General features: G+C 66.5%; 29 protein-coding genes. All 29 read right to left on the reverse strand.

The annotated features are described in order from the left end of the window. Positions 1-11: 11 nt before the first annotated feature. Positions 12-848: a type I methionyl aminopeptidase gene (map, locus tag FS770_RS03170; protein ID WP_145010371.1), complete on the reverse strand. Its 837-nt coding sequence runs from the start codon at positions 846-848 to the stop codon at positions 12-14. A 100-nt stretch (positions 849-948) separates the two neighbouring features. Then, the gene (locus FS770_RS03175; protein ID WP_144941799.1) at positions 949-1515 is read right to left on the reverse strand and encodes an adenylate kinase; all 567 of its coding nucleotides are present in this window, start codon (positions 1513-1515) and stop codon (positions 949-951) included. Between the two features lie 102 nt (positions 1516-1617). Beyond that, positions 1618-2931 carry a preprotein translocase subunit SecY gene (secY, locus tag FS770_RS03180; RefSeq protein ID WP_144941797.1) on the reverse strand — a complete coding sequence of 438 codons (1314 nt, stop codon included), beginning with the start codon at positions 2929-2931 and terminating at the stop codon, positions 1618-1620. Positions 2932-3120: 189 nt separating this feature from the next. Then, complete coding sequence (gene rplO / locus FS770_RS03185; RefSeq protein WP_055085377.1) at positions 3121-3588, reverse strand: 50S ribosomal protein L15; 468 nt, start codon at positions 3586-3588, stop codon at positions 3121-3123. Positions 3589-3590: 2 nt separating this feature from the next. Then, complete coding sequence (gene rpmD / locus FS770_RS03190) at positions 3591-3797, reverse strand: 50S ribosomal protein L30 (protein WP_055085375.1); 207 nt, start codon at positions 3795-3797, stop codon at positions 3591-3593. After that, entirely contained in the window at positions 3797-4534 is a 738-nt protein-coding gene (gene rpsE, locus FS770_RS03195) for a 30S ribosomal protein S5 (protein WP_144941794.1), read from the reverse strand. The genes rpmD and rpsE overlap by 1 nt, the downstream gene beginning before the upstream one ends. After that, positions 4531-4902, reverse strand: a complete 372-nt coding sequence (gene rplR / locus FS770_RS03200; RefSeq protein ID WP_055085371.1) for a 50S ribosomal protein L18 — start codon at positions 4900-4902, stop codon at positions 4531-4533. Before rplR ends, rpsE begins: the two co-directional genes overlap by 4 nt. Before the next feature lie 2 nt (positions 4903-4904). Further along, complete coding sequence (gene rplF / locus FS770_RS03205; protein WP_055085369.1) at positions 4905-5441, reverse strand: 50S ribosomal protein L6; 537 nt, start codon at positions 5439-5441, stop codon at positions 4905-4907. A 31-nt stretch (positions 5442-5472) separates the two neighbouring features. Further along, on the reverse strand, positions 5473-5871 hold the full coding sequence (gene rpsH, locus FS770_RS03210) for a 30S ribosomal protein S8 (RefSeq protein ID WP_055085367.1): 399 nt from the start codon (positions 5869-5871) through the stop codon (positions 5473-5475). 74 nt (positions 5872-5945) lie between these two features. Further along, positions 5946-6515 (reverse strand): 50S ribosomal protein L5, encoded by a 570-nt coding sequence (gene rplE, locus FS770_RS03215; protein WP_144941792.1) that lies wholly within the window; start codon positions 6513-6515, stop codon positions 5946-5948. Further along, positions 6515-6853: a 50S ribosomal protein L24 gene (gene rplX, locus FS770_RS03220; protein WP_055085364.1), complete on the reverse strand. Its 339-nt coding sequence runs from the start codon at positions 6851-6853 to the stop codon at positions 6515-6517. Before rplX ends, rplE begins: the two co-directional genes overlap by 1 nt. Position 6854: 1 nt before the next feature. After that, complete coding sequence (gene rplN, locus FS770_RS03225; protein WP_012397698.1) at positions 6855-7223, reverse strand: 50S ribosomal protein L14; 369 nt, start codon at positions 7221-7223, stop codon at positions 6855-6857. Positions 7224-7616: 393 nt separating this feature from the next. Further along, positions 7617-8822 (reverse strand): alpha/beta hydrolase-fold protein, encoded by a 1206-nt coding sequence (locus FS770_RS03230; protein WP_144941790.1) that lies wholly within the window; start codon positions 8820-8822, stop codon positions 7617-7619. Positions 8823-9130: 308 nt separating this feature from the next. Next, complete coding sequence (gene rpsQ, locus FS770_RS03235) at positions 9131-9418, reverse strand: 30S ribosomal protein S17 (RefSeq protein WP_144941788.1); 288 nt, start codon at positions 9416-9418, stop codon at positions 9131-9133. Then, positions 9415-9711, reverse strand: coding sequence for a 50S ribosomal protein L29 (rpmC, locus tag FS770_RS03240; protein ID WP_144941786.1), 297 nt, complete (start codon positions 9709-9711; stop codon positions 9415-9417). The genes rpsQ and rpmC overlap by 4 nt, the downstream gene beginning before the upstream one ends. A gap of 3 nt (positions 9712-9714) precedes the next feature. Then, positions 9715-10131 (reverse strand): 50S ribosomal protein L16, encoded by a 417-nt coding sequence (gene rplP / locus FS770_RS03245; protein ID WP_055085357.1) that lies wholly within the window; start codon positions 10129-10131, stop codon positions 9715-9717. Beyond that, complete coding sequence (rpsC, locus tag FS770_RS03250) at positions 10131-10967, reverse strand: 30S ribosomal protein S3 (protein ID WP_144941784.1); 837 nt, start codon at positions 10965-10967, stop codon at positions 10131-10133. Before rpsC ends, rplP begins: the two co-directional genes overlap by 1 nt. After that, entirely contained in the window at positions 10968-11333 is a 366-nt protein-coding gene (gene rplV, locus FS770_RS03255) for a 50S ribosomal protein L22 (RefSeq protein WP_055085353.1), read from the reverse strand. 53 nt (positions 11334-11386) lie between these two features. After that, positions 11387-11668, reverse strand: a complete 282-nt coding sequence (gene rpsS / locus FS770_RS03260) for a 30S ribosomal protein S19 (RefSeq protein ID WP_035959716.1) — start codon at positions 11666-11668, stop codon at positions 11387-11389. 12 nt (positions 11669-11680) lie between these two features. Next, the gene (gene rplB / locus FS770_RS03265; protein ID WP_144941782.1) at positions 11681-12520 is read right to left on the reverse strand and encodes a 50S ribosomal protein L2; all 840 of its coding nucleotides are present in this window, start codon (positions 12518-12520) and stop codon (positions 11681-11683) included. A 31-nt stretch (positions 12521-12551) separates the two neighbouring features. Then, the gene (gene rplW, locus FS770_RS03270; protein WP_055085350.1) at positions 12552-12857 is read right to left on the reverse strand and encodes a 50S ribosomal protein L23; all 306 of its coding nucleotides are present in this window, start codon (positions 12855-12857) and stop codon (positions 12552-12554) included. Continuing rightward, on the reverse strand, positions 12854-13477 hold the full coding sequence (gene rplD / locus FS770_RS03275; protein WP_144941780.1) for a 50S ribosomal protein L4: 624 nt from the start codon (positions 13475-13477) through the stop codon (positions 12854-12856). Before rplD ends, rplW begins: the two co-directional genes overlap by 4 nt. 5 nt (positions 13478-13482) lie before the next feature. Further along, the gene (gene rplC / locus FS770_RS03280) at positions 13483-14139 is read right to left on the reverse strand and encodes a 50S ribosomal protein L3 (protein WP_055085346.1); all 657 of its coding nucleotides are present in this window, start codon (positions 14137-14139) and stop codon (positions 13483-13485) included. 16 nt (positions 14140-14155) lie between these two features. After that, positions 14156-14464 carry a 30S ribosomal protein S10 gene (gene rpsJ, locus FS770_RS03285; protein ID WP_003803825.1) on the reverse strand — a complete coding sequence of 103 codons (309 nt, stop codon included), beginning with the start codon at positions 14462-14464 and terminating at the stop codon, positions 14156-14158. A 484-nt stretch (positions 14465-14948) separates the two neighbouring features. After that, a complete protein-coding gene (gene tuf / locus FS770_RS03290) occupies positions 14949-16139 on the reverse strand; it encodes an elongation factor Tu (RefSeq protein WP_058955092.1) in 1191 nt (396 codons plus the stop codon). Positions 16140-16298: 159 nt separating this feature from the next. After that, complete coding sequence (gene fusA, locus FS770_RS03295) at positions 16299-18413, reverse strand: elongation factor G (protein WP_144941775.1); 2115 nt, start codon at positions 18411-18413, stop codon at positions 16299-16301. Between the two features lie 79 nt (positions 18414-18492). Further along, positions 18493-18963: a 30S ribosomal protein S7 gene (gene rpsG, locus FS770_RS03300; RefSeq protein WP_012397685.1), complete on the reverse strand. Its 471-nt coding sequence runs from the start codon at positions 18961-18963 to the stop codon at positions 18493-18495. Then, positions 18963-19337, reverse strand: a complete 375-nt coding sequence (gene rpsL, locus FS770_RS03305; protein ID WP_012397684.1) for a 30S ribosomal protein S12 — start codon at positions 19335-19337, stop codon at positions 18963-18965. Before rpsL ends, rpsG begins: the two co-directional genes overlap by 1 nt. Positions 19338-19559: 222 nt before the next feature. Then, the gene (locus tag FS770_RS03310; RefSeq protein WP_144941773.1) at positions 19560-20387 is read right to left on the reverse strand and encodes an IclR family transcriptional regulator domain-containing protein; all 828 of its coding nucleotides are present in this window, start codon (positions 20385-20387) and stop codon (positions 19560-19562) included.

Consider the following 20387-nt stretch of genomic DNA (forward strand, 5'->3'; position numbering starts at 1 on the left):
ACGGACCCGCCTCAGGACGCGGGGACGGGAACGGGGTGGACGCCCAGCGGCTCGAGCTCGGAGGCCCCGCCGTCCTCGGCGGTCAGCACCCACACGCCCCCGCTGTGGCGGCACACGGTGTGCTCCCACTGGCTGGCGCGCGATCCGTCCTCGGTGACGACCGTCCAGTCGTCCGCCAGCACGCGGGTCTCGATTCCGCCGCGCACCAGCATGGGCTCGATCGCCAGGGCCATGCCCGTCACCAGTTTGGGCGTGCGCTGCCCCACGGCGTAGTTCGGCACGTCCGGGGCCATGTGCATCTCCGTGCCTATGCCGTGACCCACGTAGTCCTCCAGGATGCCCAGACGCGATCCGACCGTCTCGCGGACGTAGGTCTCGACCGCCAGGCCGATGTCCCCCACGTGCGTGCCTGTGGCCATCGCCGCCACGCCGCGCCACATGGCCGCACGCGTGACGTCGGAGAGCTCCAGGTCCGCGGGATCGTGGTGCTCCCCCACGAGCACTGTGCGCGCGGAGTCACCGTGCCAGCCCGCCACGATCGCGCCGCCGTCGATGGACACGACGTCACCGTCCGCGAGCACGCGCTGCCCCGGGATGCCGTGGACCACTTCGTCGTTGACGGACGTGCACACCGTCGCCGGGTAGCCGTAGTAGCCCAGGAAGTTCGACTCGGCGCCGAAGTCTTCGAGCACGGCGCGGAAGGCGCGGTCGAGGTCCGCAGTGGTGGCACCGGGCACGGCGGCGGCCACAGCGGCGTCGAGCGCCCGGGAGGTGACGACGCCGGCCCTGGCCATGAGTGCCAGCTCGGCGTCCGACTTCACTTGGATCTTGCGGCGTCCGAACACGATGCCTGGGGTCCTTCCGTGGTGGGGTGTGTGGTGAATGCCGAGCCCCCGGGCGATGCCTCGCATCGGACCGGGGGCTCGAGGTGGTGCGCGATGAGTCACGTCAGTGCGGCAGCACGCTCATGATCCGCTCGGTGACGTCGTCGATGCTGCCGAGCCCGTCCACGCGCGAGACGATGCCGCGCTGCTCGTAGACGTCGACCACGGGGGCCGTCTGCTCGTCGTAGACGTCCAGGCGGTGCCGGATGACGTCCTCGGTGTCGTCCGTACGCCCCTGGTCGCGCGCGCGGCCCAGCAGGCGGGTGACGAGCTCGTCGTTGTCCGCCGTGAGCAGCAGGACGACATCCAGGGCCACGCCGTTGGCCGCCAGGATGCGGTCGAGCTCCTCCACCTGGGCGACGGTGCGCGGGTAGCCGTCCAGCAGGAAGCCGTCCGCGACGTCCTGCTGCGCGAGCCGGTCTCGCACCATGCCGTTGGTGACGGAGTCAGGAACCAGGTTGCCGGCGTCCGTGTAGCTCTGGGCCTCCTTGCCGAGCTCCGTCTGCTGCTTGATGTTCTCGCGGAAGATGTCCCCGGTGGAGATGGCGGGCACGCCGAGTCGGTCACAGATGCGCTCAGCCTGCGTTCCCTTGCCTGCGCCTGGCGGTCCGATGATCAACATCCGGGTCATGATCTCTCCTTGCGTCAACGTGCACTTCCTCACCCATGCTACCGGCCCGACGGCGCAGCGTCCGGGGCGCGCCCCGGCTCACCGCCCGTGCGGAACGGGGGCTCAGGCGCGCAGCAGGCCTTCGTGATGGCGCTGCTGGAGCTGGGCGTCGATCTGCTTGACGGTGTCCAGACCCACGCCCACCATGATCAGCAGCGACGGGCCACCGAACGGGAAGTTCTGATTGGCACCGAACGCCACGAGCGCGATGAGCGGGATCATCGAGACGATGCCCAGGTACAGCGCACCCGGCAGCGTGATGCGGGTCAGGACATAGCGCAGGTAGGTCTCGGTGGGGCGCCCGGCACGGATACCCGGGATGAAGCCGCCGTAGCGCTTCATGTTGTCCGAGACCTCCTCCGGGTTGAACGTGATGGACACGTAGAAGTACGTGAAGGCCACGATCAGCAGGAAGTACACGGTCATGTACACGGGGTGGTCCCCGCGTGCCAGGTATGTGTTGATCCAGGTGACCCACCCCGGCACGGTGCTGCCGTCGTCGGGCATCGCGAACTGCGCGATCATGGTGGGCAGCATCAGCATGGACGAGGCGAAGATGATGGGAATCACGCCGGCCATGTTGACCTTCAGCGGGATGTAGGTGCTCGTGCCGCCGATGGTGCGCCGCCCGACCATGCGCTTGGCGTACTGCACGGGGATGCGCCGCTGCGACTGCTCCACGAAGACCACGCAGGTGATGACCACCAGCCCGATCGCGCACACGCCCAGGAAGATGCCCCAGCCGCGGGTACGCAGGATCTCGCCGAGCGCGGACGGGAAGGTGGCGGCGATGGACGTGAAGATCAGCAGGGACATGCCGTTGCCCACGCCGCGGTCCGTGATGCGCTCGCCGAGCCACATGATCACGGTGGTGCCCGCCGTCATGGTGAGGATCATGATGACCAGCACCGGCAGCGAGTCGTCCGGGATGATGGGCAGCGAGCAGTTGCCCAGCAGGTTCCCCGAGCGTGCGAGGGAGATGACGGTGGTGGCGTTGAGAGCCGCCAGGCCGATCGTGAGGTAGCGCGTGTACTGCGTGAGCTTGGTCTGGCCCTGTGCGCCCTCCTCGTGCAGCTCCTGGAATCGGGGAATGACCACCCGCAGCAGCTGCACGATGATGCTCGCGGTGATGTACGGCATCACCCCGAGAGCGAAGATCGACAGCTGCAGGAGGGCCCCACCGCTGAAGAGGTTGACCAGGTCGTACGCGCCGCCGGTGGTGTTCCCGAGCGCCAGGCACTGCTGGACGTTGCCGTAGTCCACACCGGGTGCGGGGATGAACGTCCCCAGCCGGTAGATCACGATGATCCCGAGGGTGAACAGCAGCTTGTTGCGCAGCTCCGGCGTGGTGAACGCCCGTGCGAAAGCACTGAGCACAGGTCCTCCTTCAAAAGCGTGGTGGCCCGATCGGTTCCGACCCCGGGCAAGTCTAGCCAAGGACGTGCACGGGGCCGCGCCGGGCCCCGTGCGAACATCCTGGTAAAGCAGCGGGCCCCGTGCCGGGAATCCGGCACGGGGCCCGCCTCAGTTCAGGGATTCACCCTACAACCGAACGCTGGTCTGCGCTCACGCGTTCTGCGTGGACCCGCCAGCCGCAGCGATCTTCTCGGCCGCAGAGGCCGAGAACTTGTCCGCGGTGATGTTCAGGGCCACGGAGATCTCCCCGCTGCCCAGCACCTTGACGGGCTGGTTCTTGCGAACCGCGCCCTTGGCAACCAGGTCCGAGACGGTGACGGTGCCACCCTCGGGGAACAGCTCGCCCAGACGGTCCAGGTTGACCACCTGGTACTCCACGCGGAACGGGTTCTTGAACCCGCGCAGCTTGGGCAGCCGCATCTGCAGCGGCAGCTGGCCGCCGGCGAAGCCGGCCTTGACCTGGTAGCGCGCCTTGGTGCCCTTGGTACCGCGACCGGCGGTCTTGCCCTTGGACGCCTCACCGCGGCCAAGACGAGTCTTGGCCTGGTGCGAGCCGGGGGCCGGACGCAGGTGGTGGACCTTCAGAGCGTGGCGCTTGCTCTCGGTGTTCTCAGCCATGCTCAAGCCTCCTCAACCTCTACGAGATGCGACACCGTGTTGATCATGCCGGCGGTGGCCGCATCGGCCTTGCGCTCCACGACGTGGCCCGGACGCTTGAGACCGAGCGAACGCAGCGTGTCGCGCATGTTCTGCTTCTGACCGACCACGGAGCGGACCTGCTTCACGCGCAGGGTCGCGCCGGTGGCCTGGATGCGCTTTCCGTTCATCAGGCACCTGCCTTCTGGATCTCACGCAGCAGCGGCGCCGGAACAACCTCGTCCATGGGCAGCCCACGGCGGGCGGCCACGGACGCGGGCTCCTCGAGCTCACGCAGCGCCTGGATGGTCGCGTGCACGATGTTGATCTGGTTGGACGAACCGAGGGACTTGGAGAGCACGTCGTGGATGCCGGCGCACTCCAGTACGGCGCGCACCGGACCACCGGCGATCACACCGGTACCCGGGGTGGCGGGGCGCAGCATGACCACGCCGGCCGCCGCCTCACCCTGCACACGGTGCGGGATGGTGCGGTCCTCGACGCGGGGGACCCGGAAGAAGTTCTTCTTGGCCTCCTCGACACCCTTGGAGATCGCCGCCGGAACTTCCTTGGCCTTGCCGTAGCCGACGCCGACCATGCCGTTGCCGTCGCCCACGACCACGAGAGCGGTGAAGCTGAAGCGACGACCACCCTTCACGACCTTGGAGACGCGGTTGATGGTCACGACGCGCTCGAGGAACTTGTCCTTGTCGTCGTCACGACCGCCGCGGCCACCACGGCCGCCACGGTCGTTGCCACGGCCGCCGCGGTCATTGCCGCCGCGTCCGCCGCGATCGTTGCGACCGCCGCGTCCACCGCGGTTCTCCTCGGTCCCCTGACGGGACGAGGTGTTGGACTCGGCCGTCTCGTTGGAACCGGTGGTGGCTTCGCTCACCTGAGTTTCCTTCTCGTTCTTCTGCTCGCTCACAGCGCCAGACCTCCTTCACGGGCACCCTCGGCCACCGCGGCCACACGGCCGTGGTACTTGTTGCCGCCGCGGTCGAACACGACGGTCTCGATCCCCGCAGCCTTGGCGCGCTCGGCGATCAGCTCACCGATGCGCTTGGCCTTGGCGGTCTTGTCGTCGGACGACGCACGCAGGGCGTCCTCCATGGTGGAGGCCGAGACGAGGGTGAAGCCCTTGTCGTCGTCGATCACCTGGGCGACCATGTGGCGGGTGGAACGCGTGACCACCAGGCGGGGGCGCAGCGCGGTTCCGGCGATGTGCTTGCGCACGCGGCGGTGACGCCGAGCCCGCTGAGCAGTCTTCGACTTTCCCTTGATTACGAGAGCCATGATTACTTACCAGCCTTTCCGGCCTTGCGGCGGATCTGCTCGCCGGCGTAACGAACACCCTTGCCCTTGTAGGGATCAGGCAGACGCAGGGAGCGGATCTTCGCGGCGACCTGGCCAACCTGCTGCTTGTCGATGCCGGAGACGGAGACCTTGTTGTTCCCCTCCACAGAGAGCGTGATGCCCTCCGGGGCGCTGAAGGGAACGGGGTGGCTGTAACCGAGAGCGAACTCGAGGTCCGCACCCTTGGCCTGCACACGGTAACCCGTACCCACGATCTCCAGCTGCTTGGTGTATCCCTCGGACACACCCTGGATCATGTTGGCGATCAGGGAACGCGTGAGACCGTGCAACGAGCGGGACTCGCGCTCGTCGTTGGGACGGGACACCTGAACGGTGCCGTCCTCGACGACCACCGTGATGGGTGCCGCGACGGTCTGCGTGAGGGAGCCCTTGGGACCCTTCACCGACACCACGGAACCGTCCACGGAGACCTCCACACCGGCGGGCACAGAGATCGGGAGACGTCCAATACGTGACATGTCTTCTTCCTTTCTTCTTCTGTGCTACCGGTTACCAGACGTACGCGAGGACTTCCCCGCCCACGCCCTTCTTCCCGGCCTGCTTGTCAGTCAGCAGTCCGGAGGAGGTGGAGAGGATCGCGATGCCGAGGCCACCGAACACCTTGGGGAGGTTCGTGGACTTCGCGTACACGCGCAGCCCCGGCTTGGAGATGCGGCGGACACCGGCGATCGAGCGCTCACGGTTGGAGCCGAACTTCAGCGACAGGGTCAGCGTCTTGCCGACCCGCGCGGGCTCCTCGCTCCAGTCCGCGATGTAGCCCTCGGCCTTGAGGATCTCCGCAATCCGAGCCTTCAGCTTGGAGTACGGCATGCTCACGGTGTCGTGGTAGGCGGAGTTCGCGTTGCGCAGACGCGTCAGCATGTCTGCGACGGGATCTGTCATTGTCATGTGGGCTTCAGCCCTTCCTCGCCACGGTTTCCCTGCCGGTTGCAGCCCGCAGGGACCTTCTGGCGTCGATGGAATTAGTTGGTCTTGAACGGGAAGCCGAGTGCCTTGAGCAGCGCGCGGCCTTCGTCGTCGGTCTTGGCGGACGTGACCACGGTGATGTCCATACCGCGCACGCGATCGATCCGGTCCTGGTCGATCTCGTGGAACATGGACTGTTCCGTCAGGCCGAAGGTGTAGTTGCCGTTGCCGTCGAAGTGACGGTCCGAGAGGCCGCGGAAGTCACGGATGCGCGGCAGCGCGAGCGTGACCAGGCGGTCCAGGAACTCCCACATGCGGTCGCCACGCATGGTGACATGGGCGCCGATGGGCATTCCCTCGCGCAGCTTGAACTGCGCGATGGACTTCTTGGCACGGTTGACCACGGGCTTCTGGCCGGTGATGGCGGTGAGGTCCTTGATGGCATTGTCCACCAGCTTGGAGTCCTTGGCCGCCTCGCCCAGACCCATGTTGACCACGACCTTGACCACGCGCGGCATCTCCATGACGTTCGAGTAGCCGAACTGCTCCTGAAGGGCCGGGGCCACGGTCTCCTGGTACTTGGTCTTGAACCGGGGGGTGAACTTGGTTTCGGTCGTTTCGCTCATCACAGATCCTTGCCGGTGCTCTTGGACACGCGGACGCGCACGGTCTTCTGCTTGCCGTTGCGCTCCACGGTCTCGGTGCGGTAGCCCACACGGGTCGGCTTGCCGGTCTCGGGATCCACGAGCATCACGTTGGAGATGTGGATCGGAGCCTCGACTTTGACGAGGCCGCCGGCTTCGCCCTGGGCGTTGGCGCGCTTGTGCTTGGTCACCACGTTGACACCCTCGACCACCACGCGGGAGGTCTCGGTGTTCACGCGCAGAACCTTGCCCTGCTCGCCCTTGTTCTTGCCGGTGATGACCTGCACGAGGTCGCCGGTCTTGATCTTGAACTTCGTCATGTCAGAGCACCTCCGGAGCCAGCGAGACGATCTTCATGAACTTCTTGTCGCGCAGCTCGCGGCCCACGGGGCCGAAGATGCGTGTGCCGCGGGGGTCCCCGTCGTTCTTCAAGATCACTGCGGCGTTCTCGTCGAAACGGATGTAGGAACCGTCGGGACGGCGCCTCTGCTTCTTGGTACGGACCACAACCGCCTTGACAACGTCGCCCTTCTTGACGTTGCCGCCGGGGATGGCGTCCTTGACGGTGGCGACGATGACGTCACCAATGCCTGCGTAACGGCGTCCGGATCCACCGAGCACACGGATGGTGAGAATTTCCTTCGCACCCGTGTTGTCGGCAACCCGCAGCCGCGATTCCTGCTGAATCACTGAATACTCCTGTCGTCGCGCCGGTTCTCATCCAAACCTGCTGAATGTCGAGCCTTGCGGAACGGTGGTCGTGTGAACGCTCCGCGTCACGGTGGCCCCCGTGGCCGTAGGAGGGGCCCGGGGCGTGTGCGGAGTTTGCACGCGATGGACGACCGCACGTGTTCGGGCGGATCACTCCGCCGTGCTGCTCCCCTCGGATTCGCGACCTCGCGCAGAATCAACGAGCAAGATGTGCAGCCTTCGCGGCGCCGGGCGCCGCGGAGCCGGGCCGCGGTGAACCGCGGCGGCTTGCTTCCGTCCCGCGCACTCGGGGTGCACACCGTGGGACGTGATTCTGACTCAGCAGGGTCGAAGTCAGAGTGAGAGCACACGTGCGTCGACACGCGTACCGGCCTACTCTACCGCGCTTCCGTGCGGATCACCAACCGGCCTGCCTCCGGGGAAGAGTTCCACCAGGGCGGGCACCAGTGCCTCGCGCCAGCAGGCGTAGTCGTGGCCCCCGTTGAAGCGTCGGTAGTGCACCTCGGCCGGGGTGCGGGCGAGCTCGGCGACGAACTCGTCGTGGGGCCCGGTGAGTGCCCACTCCTGCTCGCCGACCTCCAGGACGAGCCGTGTGCCGACCAGCGCTCGGGCGCCGTCGGTCGAGACCAGGGACCGCAGCGTGTCCACCGGCTGCGGCTGCCACAGGGAGGCCGACTGCGCGACGGCGGTCCCGACGGCGTCGGGGCGGCGCAGTGCGCACAGGATCGCCGAGAGCCCGCCGAGGCTCTGGCCCACCACGGCCACCCGCCGGGGATCGGATTTCCACACCAGGCGCTGAGCGAGCCACGGGAGCAGCTCGTCCGCCACCACGTCCTCGATCCCGCCTGTGCCGTCGAGCTCGGCCCACCGACGCTCCGTGCCCCCGGAGTCCAGCAGGACCAGGTGCACCGGCTGCAGGGCACCGTCGGCGACCGCGGCCCGGACGGCGGCAACGACACCGTGCTGCCACCAGACCTCTCCGTCGAAGAGCAGCACCACCGGTGCCGTGCGCGCCGAGTCGCCCGCTGCCACGCCACAGGCCGCGATCGCCACGCGGTGACCACCGGGGGCGGCGAGCCACTTCGGTCCACGTGCGGTGGGATCGGGCCGCACCGGCCACGGCGACACCGGCGCGTCCTCGAGCGCGACGACGCTGAGCCGCAGCCCCCCGCGGCCCAGGCACCACGACGGATTGCGGGGATCCGCCACTCCCCCGTCCAGGGCGGCGCGCAGGTCCACGTGGTCCGCGGCGTCACGCCAGGGTGCCGCCGCGTTCCGGCGGGCGGTGAGGAAGCAGTAGGACGCGCGCCAGCTGGTCCCCATGAGGTAGCCGATGTGCCACACATCCGTGCCGGGCAGCCGCCGCATCAGGGAGTCCTCCGGGCGGGACTCGTCCGTGAGCCTGTTGACGAACAGCAGGACCTCCGAGGCCTCGCTGTCCTCGCAGAGGAACATCACGACCTGCCGGGCCGCCCCGTCCGGACCCGGAGCCGCGTGCTCGCACAGCGGCATGCCCGCGGCCAGGGCCGCCTCCACCTCTCTGCGCGCCCTCGCCACGTCACGCGAGTCGTTCGACATGAGAGCGGCCTCCCAGGCGAGCACGGACGGACCGTCCGACCTGGGGACCGGATCCGGGCGCGGCACCTTGGGTGGGCGGCGCCGCGGACACGGCCCCACCGTGTTCTCCTGGGTCACGAGCGTCTGACCTTTCGGGTGCTGGCGTGGACCGCACGAGCGGTACCCCTGCGGCAGTGCCACGGGATCGGCCCACCTGCCCGCCGCGGCGTCGTCATGGAGATCGTCGACAGGGGGCCCGGGTACGCCGAAGGCCCCGTCCCAGCGTGAACCGGAACGGGGCCTTCGATCGAACTCGCATCGCGAAGGTCCTACTTGGCCTTCTCGATGATCTCCACGATCCGCCAGTTCTTGTCGGCGGACAGCGGACGGGTCTCGGCAATGCGCACGAGGTCCCCGACGCCGCAGGAGTTCTGCTCGTCGTGGGCCTTCACGCGCTTGGACTTGCGCAGAACCTTGCCGTAGAGCGCGTGCTTCACGCGGTCCTCGACCTGGACCACCACGGTCTTGTCCATCTTGTCGGAGACCACGTAGCCCCGGCGGGACTTGCGGTCACCGCGCTCGGCCGCGGCCGTTTCGTTGTTGACCTGCTCGCTCACTTGGCATCACCCTCGGACTTGGCAGCCTTCTTCGAGGCCTTCTTCTCGGTCTTCTCAGCAGCCGGCGCCACGTCCTCACGGATCCCGAGCTCACGCTCGCGCAGCACGGTGTAGATCCGGGCGATGTCTCGCTTGACGGACTTCAGCTTGCCGTTGCTCTCGAGCTGGCCGGTGGCCGCCTGGAAGCGCAGGTTGAACAGCTCTTCCTTGGACTTGCGCAGCCGGTCGGTGAGGGCACCGGTGTCAAGAGCCGCGAGGTTGTCCATGTTCAGATCCTTGGATCCAATAGCCATTGATCATTCACCGCCTTCGCGACGCACGATGCGTGCCTTCATCGGGAGCTTGTGGATTGCCAGGCGCAGCGCCTCACGGGCCACTTCCTCGCTCACGCCGGAGATCTCGAACATGATGCGTCCGGGCTTGACATTGGCGATCCACCACTCGGGGGAACCCTTACCGGAACCCATACGAGTCTCGGCAGGCTTCTTGGTCAGGGGACGGTCCGGGTAGATGTTGATCCAGACCTTGCCGCCACGCTTGATGTGGCGGGTCATGGCGATACGCGCAGCCTCGATCTGACGGTTCGTGACGTACGCCGGGCTCAGAGCCTGGATGCCCCACTCACCGAACGTGACTCGGGTTCCGCCCTTGGCCTCTCCCCGACGGCGCGGGTGGTGCTGCTTGCGGAACTTCACACGACGTGGGATGAGCATTACTTACCACCCTCTGCGTTGTTGGCCTCCGCAGCGGTGTTCTGCTGCGGGGCTGCGGCGGAGTCGCGCTCACGGCGGCCGCCACGGTCGTTACGGTCATTCGGGCGACGACGACGCTCGCCGGCACCGCCGCCACCGCGGCGGTCGTTGCGTCCGCGCGAGGACGGAGCCGCCGCCTGCTGGGCAGCCAGTTCCTTGTCGGTCAGGTCGCCCTTGTAGATCCAGACCTTCACGCCGATGCGGCCGAAGGTGGTCTTGGCCTCGAAGAACCCGTAGTCGATGTTCGCGCGCAGGGTGTGCAGGGGCACACGGCCTTCACGGTAGAACTCCGAGCGGGACATCTCCGCGCCGCCGAGACGGCCGGCGCACTGGATGCGGATGCCCTTGGCGCCCGCACGCTGTGCGGACTGGATGGCCTTCTTCATGGCGCGACGGAACGCGACACGCGAGGCCAGCTGCTCGGCCACACCCTGGGCCACGAGCTGCGCATCGATCTCGGGGTTCTTGACCTCGAGGATGTTCAGCTGGATCTGCTTGCCCGTGAGCTTCTCGAGCTCGCCGCGGATGCGGTCCGCCTCGGCGCCGCGGCGGCCGATGACGATGCCCGGGCGTGCCGTGTGGATGTCCACTCGGACGCGGTCACGGGTGCGCTCGATCTCGACCTTGGAGATGCCGGCGCGGTCCATGCCCTTTGACATGAGCTCGCGGATCTTCACGTCCTCGCGGATGTAGTCCTTGTAGCGCTGACCCGGCTGGTTGGAGTCTGCGTACCAGTGCGAGACGTGGTCGGTGGTGATGCCCAGACGGAATCCGTTGGGGTTGATTTTCTGTCCCACTTAGCGGACCTCCTCCTTCTCCGGGGTCGCCACGACCACGGTCACGTGGCTCGTGCGCTTGTTGATGCGGTACGCACGGCCCTGGGCACGCGGCTGGAACCGCTTCATGGTGGGACCCTCGTCCACGAAGGCCGCGGAGACCACGAGGTCTTCCGGCTTGAACGCGAGACCCTCGCGATCGGCCTTCTGCCGGGCGTTCGCCACGGCGGATTCGAGCACCTTGAACACCGGCTCGGAAGCTGCCTGGGGGGCAAACTTCAGAATCGCCAATGCCTCATTCGCCTGCTGGCCACGAATCAGGTTGACGACGCGCCGGGCCTTCATAGGCGTCACGCGGATGTAGCGCGCAGATGCCTTGGCTTCCATTGCTTTCCTTCTCTCGTCTTGTCGAAGAAGTGCAGCGTTCTCACCCCGAGGGGTCAGCGACGCTTGCCCTTCTTGTCGTCCTTCACATGGCCGCGGAACGTGCGGGTGGGGGCGAATTCGCCGAGCTTGTGCCCGACCATCGACTCAGTGATGAACACCGGGACATGCTTGCGTCCGTCGTGCACGGCAATCGTGTGTCCGAGCATGTCGGGCACGATCATCGAGCGGCGGGACCACGTCTTGATGACGTTCTTGGTGCCCTTCTCGTTCTCCTTGGCGACCTTCACGAAGAGGTGCTGATCGACGAAAGGGCCCTTCTTGAGGCTGCGTGGCATTAGTCAGGCTCCTTAGCGCTTGTTCTTGCCGGTACGACGACGACGCACGATGAGCTTGTCGCTTTCCTTGTTGGGGCGACGCGTGCGTCCCTCGGGCTTGCCGTTGGGGTTGACCGGGTGACGACCACCGGAGGTCTTGCCCTCGCCACCACCGTGCGGGTGGTCCACGGGGTTCATGACCACACCGCGGACGGTCGGGCGGATGCCCTTCCAGCGGTTGCGGCCAGCCTTGCCCCAGTTGATGTTCGACTGCTCGGCGTTGCCGACCTCACCGATCGTCGCGCGGCAGCGCACGTCCACGTTGCGGATCTCACCGGAGGGCAGGCGCAGCTGGCCGTACTTGCCCTCACGGGCGACGAGCTGGACGGAGGCACCGGCGGAACGAGCCAGCTTGGCTCCCCCACCCGGGCGCAGCTCCACGGCGTGCAGCACGGTGCCCACCGGGATGTTGCGCAGCGGCAGGTTGTTGCCGGGCTTGATGTCCGCGTTGGGGCCGGATTCCACGACGTCGCCCTGCTTCAGGCGGTTCGGCGCGATGATGTATCGCTTCGTGCCGTCCACGTAGTGCAGCAGCGCGATGCGGGCCGTGCGGTTCGGGTCGTACTCGATGTGCGCGACCTTGGCGTCCACGCCGTCCTTGTCGTGACGACGGAAGTCGATCACGCGGTACTGGCGCTTGTGCCCGCCACCCTTGTGACGGGTGGTGATGCGGCCCGTGTTGTTGCGGCCGCCCTTCTTGGGCAGGGGACGCACCAGGGACTTCTCGGGCGTAGTGCGCGTGATTTCTACGAAGTCCGACACCGACGAGCCGCGACGGCCCGGGGTTGTCGGCTTGTGCTTACGGATAGCCATGTTTTGAGTTCCTCGTTAAAGTGGTCTCCGCTCAGGAGAGCGGACCGCCGAAGATGTCGATGGAGCCTTCCCGGAGGGACACGACGGCACGCTTGGTGGCCTTGCGCGTTCCCCAGCCGAAGCGCGTGCGCTTGCGCTTGCCGGGACGGTTGAGAGTGTTCACGGACGCGACCTTCACACCGAAGATGTGCTCGATCGCGAACTTGATCTCGGTCTTGTTGGCCGAGGGATCCACCTGGAAGGTGTACTTGCCCTCGTCGATCAGACCGTAGGACTTTTCGGAGACCACGGGACGGATGATGACGTCACGCGGGTCCTTGTTGTAGATGGCGCTCACTTCGCGTCCTCCTGCTTGCTACCGGACGCAGCTGCGACGAACGAGTCGTAGGCGGTCTTGGTGAAGACCACGTCGTCCGAGACGAGCACGTCGTACGTGTTGAGCTGGTCGGCGTACACGGCGTGCACGTCAACCAGGTTGCGCACGGACAGCGCGGCGGTGTCCTCACCGCGGCCCAGCACGACCAGCAGGTTCTTGCGCTCGGAAATCGAACGCAGCGCCTCCTTGGCGGCCTTCGTGGACGGCTGGTCGCCGCTCACGAGATCGGTCACCACATGGATGCGGCCGTTGCGTGCCCGGTCCGAGAGGGCACCGCGCAGGGCGGCGGCCTTCATCTTCTTGGGCGTGCGCTGAGAGTAGTCACGCGGCGTGGGCCCGTGCACCACGCCACCACCGGTCATGTGAGGGGCGCGGATGGAGCCCTGACGAGCCCGGCCGGTGCCCTTCTGCTTGAACGGCTTGCGACCTGCGCCCGAGACCTCGGCGCGGGTCTTGGTCTTGTGCGTGCCCTGGCGGGCGGCGGCCAGCTGGGCGACGACGACCTGGTGCAGCAGGGCCACATTGGTCTGGGCGTCGAAGATCTCAGCGGGCAGCTCGACGTTGACGGATTCAGTTGCCATGAGTATCAAGCTCCCTTCACGGAGGAACGGACGAGGACGACCGACCCCTTGGGGCCCGGCAGGGCGCCCTTGATGAGCAGCAGGGAGTTCTCGGCGTCGACCGCGTGCACGGTCAGGTTCATGGTCGTGTGACGGGCGTTGCCCATCCGGCCGGCCATGCGCATGCCCTTGAACACGCGTGCGGGGTACGACGCGCCGCCGATGGAACCCGGCTTGCGGTGGTTCTTGTGTGCACCGTGGGAGGCGCCCACGCCGGAGAAGCCGTGACGCTTCATGACGCCGGCGGTGCCCTTGCCCTTGGTGGTGCCGACGACGTCGACCTTGGCGCCGGACTCGAAGAGCTCCACGGACAGTTCCTGCCCGAGCTCGTAGTCGGCGGCGTCGGAAGTACGAAGCTCGACGACGTGGCGGCGGGGCGTCACGCCTGCGGCGGCGAAGTGACCGGCCAGGGGCTTGGTCACCTTGCGGGGATCGATCGCACCGAAGCCGATCTGAACGGCGTTGTAGCCGTCCTTGTCCTCGTTGCGCAGCTGCGTCACGACGTTGGAGTCGGCCTTGACCACGGTCACCGGCACGAACTTCCCGTTCTCGTCCCAGACCTGGGTCATGCCGAGCTTGATGCCCAGCAGGCCCTTCATCTGGCGTTCGAAAGTGGTAGTCATTGGGGTGCGATCCTTTTTACAGCTTGATTTCGATGTTCACGTCAGCCGGCAGATCGAGACGCATGAGCGAGTCGACGGCCTTGGGCGTGGGGTCGATGATGTCGATCAGCCGCTTGTGGGTGCGCATCTCGAAATGCTCACGGCTGTCCTTGTACTTGTGCGGCGAGCGGATGACGCAGTACACGTTCTTTTCGGTGGGCAGCGGGACGGGTCCCACCACCGTTGCACCTGCGCGCGTCACCGTCTCAACGATCTTCCGGGCCGAGACGTCGATGACCTCGTGGTCATAGGACTTCAGCCGGATGCGGATTTTTTGTCCCGCCATGGCGTCGTGACTCTCTTTCTTCAAGTACTTCCCTGTATGGAGTCCAGGACTCCTTGTGCTCGGCGGTCTCTGCCGCCACCCCGCACAGACTGAATCCGGACCGAGTCCGGGTTCCTCACCCTGTCGGAGCTCCGGCACCCGAACTCGGGCGTGTCGCGCTGGGCGACGCGGCCGGGTCCACACACATTGACTCGGTGCCGGTGAAAAGTGGTTGTTCGCGGCGCGGTCACGCGGGCGTCGGTGCATTGCGGTTGCTTCGGCTGCACACATGCTCCGCACCCGGTTCTCGCGATGAACCTCTGTTCGTGCTGAGCGCGCAATTTCTCGCGCCGCTGAGCGAACAACAGCGACCATTGTGCCAGAGAACGCGGTGCCGGCGCAAACCCGGGTGCGACGGCAAGGAACGACAGTGCCCCGCACTCTCGAAGGAGTGCGGGGCACTGGAGGGTTCGGCTCAGCGCCTCACCGCGTGATCATCGGGGAACTACTTGATGATCTTGGTGACGCGGCCGGAGCCCACGGTGCGACCACCCTCACGGATGGCGAAGCCGAGGCCTTCCTCCATGGCGATCGGCTGGATCAGCTCGACCGTCATCTCGGTGTTGTCACCGGGCATGACCATCTCGGTGCCCTCGGGCAGCGTGATGACGCCGGTGACGTCCGTGGTGCGGAAGTAGAACTGCGGACGGTAGTTCGAGTAGAACGGGTTGTGACGCCCGCCCTCTTCCTTGGACAGGATGTAGACGTTGGCCTCGAAGTCGGTGTGCGGGGTGATGGAACCCGGCTTGCACACGACCTGGCCACGCTCGACATCGTCACGCTTGAGACCGCGCAGCAGCAGGCCGCAGTTCTCGCCCGCCATCGCCTCGTCCATCTGCTTGTGGAACATCTCGATGCCGGTGACCGTGGTCTTCTGCACGGGGCGGATGCCCACGATCTCGACCTCGGAGTTGATCGGCAGCGTGCCGCGCTCGGCGCGACCCGTCACGACGGTACCGCGACCGGTGATGGTGAAGACGTCCTCGATGGGCATGAGGAAGGGCTTGTCGGTGTCGCGGACCGGGTCCGGCACGTTCTCGTCCACGGCCTCCATGAGGTCCTCGACGGACTTGACCCACTTGGGGTCACCCTCGAGCGCCTTCAGAGCAGAGACGCGCACCACGGGGGCGTTGTCACCGTCGAAGCCCTGGTCCGACAGCAGCTCGCGGACCTCCATCTCGACGAGGTCGAGCAGCTCTTCGTCGTCGACCATGTCGGACTTGTTCAGCGCCACCAGCAGGTAGGGAACGCCCACCTGACGGGCGAGCAGGACGTGCTCGCGGGTCTGCGCCATGGGGCCATCGGTGGCGGCGACCACGAGGATCGCGCCGTCCATCTGAGCGGCACCGGTGATCATGTTCTTCACGTAGTCCGCGTGACCGGGGGCGTCCACGTGGGCGTAGTGCCGCTTGTCGGTCTGGTACTCGATGTGCGCGATGTTGATCGTGATGCCGCGCTGCTTCTCCTCCGGAGCGGAGTCGATGGCACCGAAGTCGCGCTGCTCGTTGACGTCCGGGTACTTGTCAGCCAGGACCTTGGAGATCGCAGCGGTGAGCGTGGTCTTGCCGTGGTCAACGTGGCCGATGGTGCCAATGTTGAGGTGCGGCTTGTTGCGCTCGAACTTGGCCTTCGCCATGGTGTGTTCCTCCTAGAACATTGAGGTGAGACTTGCTCGACTGCTCCGGACCACGGAGCGTAAGACCACAGCGCGGCAAGCGCTGCGCATGTCGAAACCTGTGCAAGTCTACTTCTGGATAACGAATTTACTGAAATTGCAGGGGCGAACCCCGGTGGCTCACTCGCCGCGGTTCTTCTGGATGATCTCCTCGGCCACGGCCTTGGGGACCTCCGAGTAGCTGTCGAACTGCATCGAGTACACGGCGCGGCCCTGGGTCTTGGACCGCAGGTCGCCGATGTATCCGAACATCTCGGAAAGCGGCACGAGCGCCGAGACGAGCTTGACGCCTGTGACGTCCTCCATGGACTGGATCTGGCCACGGCGGGAGTTCAGGTCGCCGATGACGTCGCCCATGTACTCCTCGGGAGTGCGCACCTCGACGGCCATCAGCGGCTCGAGCAGCACCGGGTTGGCACGGCGGGCGCCTTCCTTGAAGACCATGGAGCCGGCGATCTTGAACGCCATCTCCGAGGAGTCGACGTCGTGGTAGGCACCGTCCACCAGCGTGGCCTTGACGCCCACGACCGGGTAGCCGGCCAGGATGCCGAGCTGCATGGCGTCCTGGATGCCGTGGTCAACGGAGGGGATGTACTCGCGCGGCACTCGACCACCGGTCACGGCGTTGTCGAACTCGTACAGCTCCTCGGCGTCCAGCGGCAGCGGCTCGAAGGAGACCTGCACCTTGGCGAACTGGCCGGAACCACCGGTCTGCTTCTTGTGGGTGTAGTCGACCTTCTCGACGGCCTTCTTGATCGTCTCGCGGTAGGCCACCTGGGGCTTGCCCACGTTGGCCTCGACCTTGAACTCCCGCTTCATGCGGTCCACCAGGATGTCCAGGTGCAGCTCGCCCATGCCGCCGATCTCGGTCTGGCCGGTCTCGTCGTTGAGGGACACCGTGAAGGTGGGATCCTCTGCGGAGAGCTTCTGGATGGCGGTGGACAGCTTCTCCTGGTCGCCCTTGGTCTTCGGCTCGATGGCCACGAAGATCACGGGAGCGGGGAAGCTCATGGACTCCAGCACGATCTGGTTGTTCGGGTCCGAGAGGGTGTCACCGGTGGTGGTGTCCTTCAGACCGATCGCGGCGTAGATGTGACCGGCGGAGATCTCGTCCACCGGGTTCTCCTTGTTGGAGTGCATCTGGAAGAGCTTGCCGATGCGCTCGCGCTTGCCCTTGGTGGAGTTCATGACCTGCTCGCCGGCCTTCGCCTTGCCGGAGTACACGCGGATGTACGTGAGCTGGCCGTAGAACGGGTGCGAGGCGACCTTGAACGCCAGCGCCGCGAAGGGGCCGTTGGCGTCCGCGGTGCGGGTCATGACCTCTTCCTCGTCGTTGATGGCGTGGCCCTGCACGTCCTCCACGTCGAGCGGGGAGGGCAGGTAGTCCACCACGGCATCAAGCATGGGCTGAACGCCGCGGTTCTTGAACGCCGAGCCACACAGCACGGGGTAGGCCTGGGAGGTGATCGTCAGCTTGCGGATGCCGGCCTTGATCTCGTCCTCGGTGAGCTCCTCACCGCCGAGGTACTTCTCCATGAGCTCGTCATCCGCCTCCGCGACGGCCTCGACGAGCTGGTTGCGGTAGTCGTCCGCGCGGTCCTTGAGGTCCTCGGGGATCTCGCGCGTCTCGTACTTCGCGCCCAGGGAGACGTCACCCTTGGAGTCGCCCTCCCACACGAGAGCCTTCATGGTCACCAGGTCGATGACGCCCACGAAGTCGTTCTCGGCACCGATCGGCAGCTGCAGCACGAGCGGGGTCGCGCCCAGGCGGGACTTGATGGTGTCCACGGTGAAGTAGAAGTCCGCGCCCAGCTTGTCCATCTTGTTGACGAAGCAGATGCGGGGCACTTCGTACTTGTCGGCCTGGCGCCACACGGTCTCGGACTGGGGCTCCACGCCCTCCTTGCCGTCGAAGACGGCCACGGCGCCGTCGAGCACGCGCAGGGAGCGCTCGACCTCGACCGTGAAGTCCACGTGACCCGGGGTGTCGATGATGTTGATCTGGTAGTCGTGCCAGTAGCACGAGGTCGCGGCGGACGTGATGGTGATGCCGCGTTCCTGCTCCTGAGCCATCCAGTCCATCGTGGATGCACCGTCGTGCGTTTCGCCGAGCTTGTGGTTGATGCCCGTGTAGAACAGGATTCGTTCGGTGGTCGTGGTCTTACCGGCATCGATGTGAGCCATGATGCCGATATTGCGGACCTTCTTGAGGTCGGTAAGCACGTCGAGTGCCACGATGGTTCCCTTCGTAAAAGGTGGTGCCGGGCCCTGGTGTCGGCCCCGCGCGGGGCGGGGCCGACAGGACTACCGAATTTTACCAGCGGTAGTGGGCGAAGGCCTTGTTGGATTCGGCCATCTTGTGGGTGTCCTCGCGGCGCTTCACAGCGGCGCCGAGGCCGTTGGACGCGTCGAGGATCTCGTTCTGCAGACGCTCGGTCATGGTGTTCTCACGACGCGCCTTGGAGTAGCCCACGAGCCAGCGCAGGGACAGCGCCTGGGCACGGCCTGCCTTGACCTCGACCGGCACCTGGTAGGTGGCGCCGCCAACGCGACGGGAGCGGACCTCGAGGGCCGGCTTCACGTTTTCGAGCGCCTTCTTCAGGGTGGCCACGGGATCGGAATTGGTCTTGTTGCGCACGCCCTCCAGAGCACCGTAGACGATGCGCTCGGCCGTGGACTTCTTGCCGTCCTGCAGGACCTTGTTGATCAGCTGCGTGACCACGGGCGAACCGTAGACGGGATCGACGACGAGGGGGCGCTTGGGAGCGGGACCTTTACGAGGCATTACTTCTTCTCCTTCTTGGCGCCGTAGCGGGAGCGGGCCTGCTGGCGGCCCTTGACACCCTGGGTGTCGAGCGCGCCGCGCACGATCTTGTAGCGAACACCGGGCAGGTCCTTCACACGACCGCCGCGCACGAGCACGATGGAGTGCTCCTGCAGGTTGTGGCCCTCGCCGGGGATGTATGCGGTGACTTCAACGCCGCCGTTGAGCTTCACACGGGCGACCTTGCGCAGCGCAGAGTTCGGCTTCTTGGGGGTGGTGGTGAAGACACGGGTGCAGACGCCGCGCTTCATGGGATTGCCCTTGAGCGCGGGAGCTTTGGTCTTCACGACCTTGGAGTGCCGGCCCTTGCGGACCAGTTGCTGGATAGTTGGCACAGTGCCTCCTGGTGGAGCGGAACCCGGTGCGTGCCGGGCCCGCAGGTGACGGGACGGTGATTCCGGGCGCCATGCCGCCGCCATGTGGACCAGAGGCCCGCGAAACGGTGTGCAAGCATGACGAAAGATGGCATCTAGGTACAAGGTGCGTACCAGTGGACAGGGTCCAAAGTGCCATCTCATTGCAGATCGCCCGGAATCGAGCAATTCTGGCCTATCGTATCAGCTTCCCCCGCTGGAGAGGAAACCGGTGTGTCCCGAGATCGCGACATCCGCGGAGAGCGCCCGCGCGCAGCGCTGCAGCGCGGGGACCACGCGCTCGTCGAGGGACTCGACGTCGCCGGTGCCCAGACTCACGCGCATGGACGCGTTCACCGCGGCGACCACCGTGCCCTGCGCGTCCGTGACCGGAACGGCCACGGAGCGCAGGCCCAGCTCGAGCTCCTGGTCCACGACCGCCCAGCCGGCGCGGCGCACCGCTGCGATCTGCGCGCCCAGCTGCTCCCGGTCCGTGAGGGTGCGCTCGGTGAGCGGTCGCGGTTCGACCGCCTCCAGCCGCGCCATCAGCTCCCGCGGCGGCAGGCCCGCGAGCAGCACTCGGCCCATGGAGGTGGCGTATGCGGGCAGCCGTGTGCCCACGGCGATGCTCACGCTCATGATGCTCTTCGTGGCGACCCTGGCCACGTAGACGATGTCCGACCCGTCGAGCACGGACAGGGACGTCGACTCCCCCAGCTCCGCAGACAGCGCCCGCAGGTGGGGCTGCGCGAGCTGGGGCAGCGACAGTGCGCTGAGGTACGCGTGGCCGAGCCCGAGCACCTTGGGGGTCAGCTCGAAGCCGCGGCCGTCGCTGCGCACGTAGCCGAGTGTCTCCAGCGTGAGCAGGAACCGGCGGGCCGTCGCCCGGGTGAGATCCGTGCGGCGGGCGACCTCCGTGAAGCTCATGACGGGGTGCTCGGCGTCGAAGGCCGCGATCACCGTCAGCCCGCGCGCCAGGGACTGCACGAAACCGTCCCCGGGAACGGTCCGGGCGTCGTCGTTCGTGGTCAC

Origin of the sequence: Kocuria salsicia (genome assembly GCF_007681555.1) — a bacterium.
In the GTDB taxonomy this organism is placed as follows: Bacteria; Actinomycetota; Actinomycetes; order Actinomycetales; family Micrococcaceae; genus Kocuria; species Kocuria salsicia.

Bases quoted from the DNA above. Each gene is read 5' to 3' on its own strand.
- FS770_RS03175 (WP_144941799.1), bottom strand. From the start codon at position 1,515: ATGACCCGGATGTTGATCATCGGACCGCCAGGCGCAGGCAAGGGAACG.
- rplO (WP_055085377.1), bottom strand. From the start codon at position 3,588: ATGGCTGAGAACACCGAGAGCAAGCGCCACGCTCTGAAGGTCCACCAC.
- rpmD (WP_055085375.1), bottom strand. From the start codon at position 3,797: ATGAACGGAAAGCGCATCCAGGCCACCGGCGCGACCCTGCGCGTGAAG.
- rplR (WP_055085371.1), bottom strand. From the start codon at position 4,902: ATGGCTCTCGTAATCAAGGGAAAGTCGAAGACTGCTCAGCGGGCTCGG.
- rplF (WP_055085369.1), bottom strand. From the start codon at position 5,441: ATGTCACGTATTGGACGTCTCCCGATCTCTGTGCCCGCCGGTGTGGAG.
- rpsH (WP_055085367.1), bottom strand. From the start codon at position 5,871: ATGACAATGACAGATCCCGTCGCAGACATGCTGACGCGTCTGCGCAAC.
- rplE (WP_144941792.1), bottom strand. From the start codon at position 6,515: ATGAGCGAAACGACCGAAACCAAGTTCACCCCCCGGTTCAAGACCAAG.
- rplX (WP_055085364.1), bottom strand. From the start codon at position 6,853: ATGACGAAGTTCAAGATCAAGACCGGCGACCTCGTGCAGGTCATCACC.
- FS770_RS03230 (WP_144941790.1), bottom strand. From the start codon at position 8,822: ATGTCGAACGACTCGCGTGACGTGGCGAGGGCGCGCAGAGAGGTGGAG.
- rpmC (WP_144941786.1), bottom strand. From the start codon at position 9,711: ATGGCTATTGGATCCAAGGATCTGAACATGGACAACCTCGCGGCTCTT.
- rplP (WP_055085357.1), bottom strand. From the start codon at position 10,131: ATGCTCATCCCACGTCGTGTGAAGTTCCGCAAGCAGCACCACCCGCGC.
- rplV (WP_055085353.1), bottom strand. From the start codon at position 11,333: ATGGAAGCCAAGGCATCTGCGCGCTACATCCGCGTGACGCCTATGAAG.
- rpsS (WP_035959716.1), bottom strand. From the start codon at position 11,668: ATGCCACGCAGCCTCAAGAAGGGCCCTTTCGTCGATCAGCACCTCTTC.
- rplB (WP_144941782.1), bottom strand. From the start codon at position 12,520: ATGGCTATCCGTAAGCACAAGCCGACAACCCCGGGCCGTCGCGGCTCG.
- rplD (WP_144941780.1), bottom strand. From the start codon at position 13,477: ATGGCAACTGAATCCGTCAACGTCGAGCTGCCCGCTGAGATCTTCGAC.
- rplC (WP_055085346.1), bottom strand. From the start codon at position 14,139: ATGACTACCACTTTCGAACGCCAGATGAAGGGCCTGCTGGGCATCAAG.
- rpsJ (WP_003803825.1), bottom strand. From the start codon at position 14,464: ATGGCGGGACAAAAAATCCGCATCCGGCTGAAGTCCTATGACCACGAG.
- tuf (WP_058955092.1), bottom strand. From the start codon at position 16,139: ATGGCGAAGGCCAAGTTCGAGCGCAACAAGCCGCACCTCAACATTGGC.
- rpsG (WP_012397685.1), bottom strand. From the start codon at position 18,963: ATGCCTCGTAAAGGTCCCGCTCCCAAGCGCCCCCTCGTCGTCGATCCC.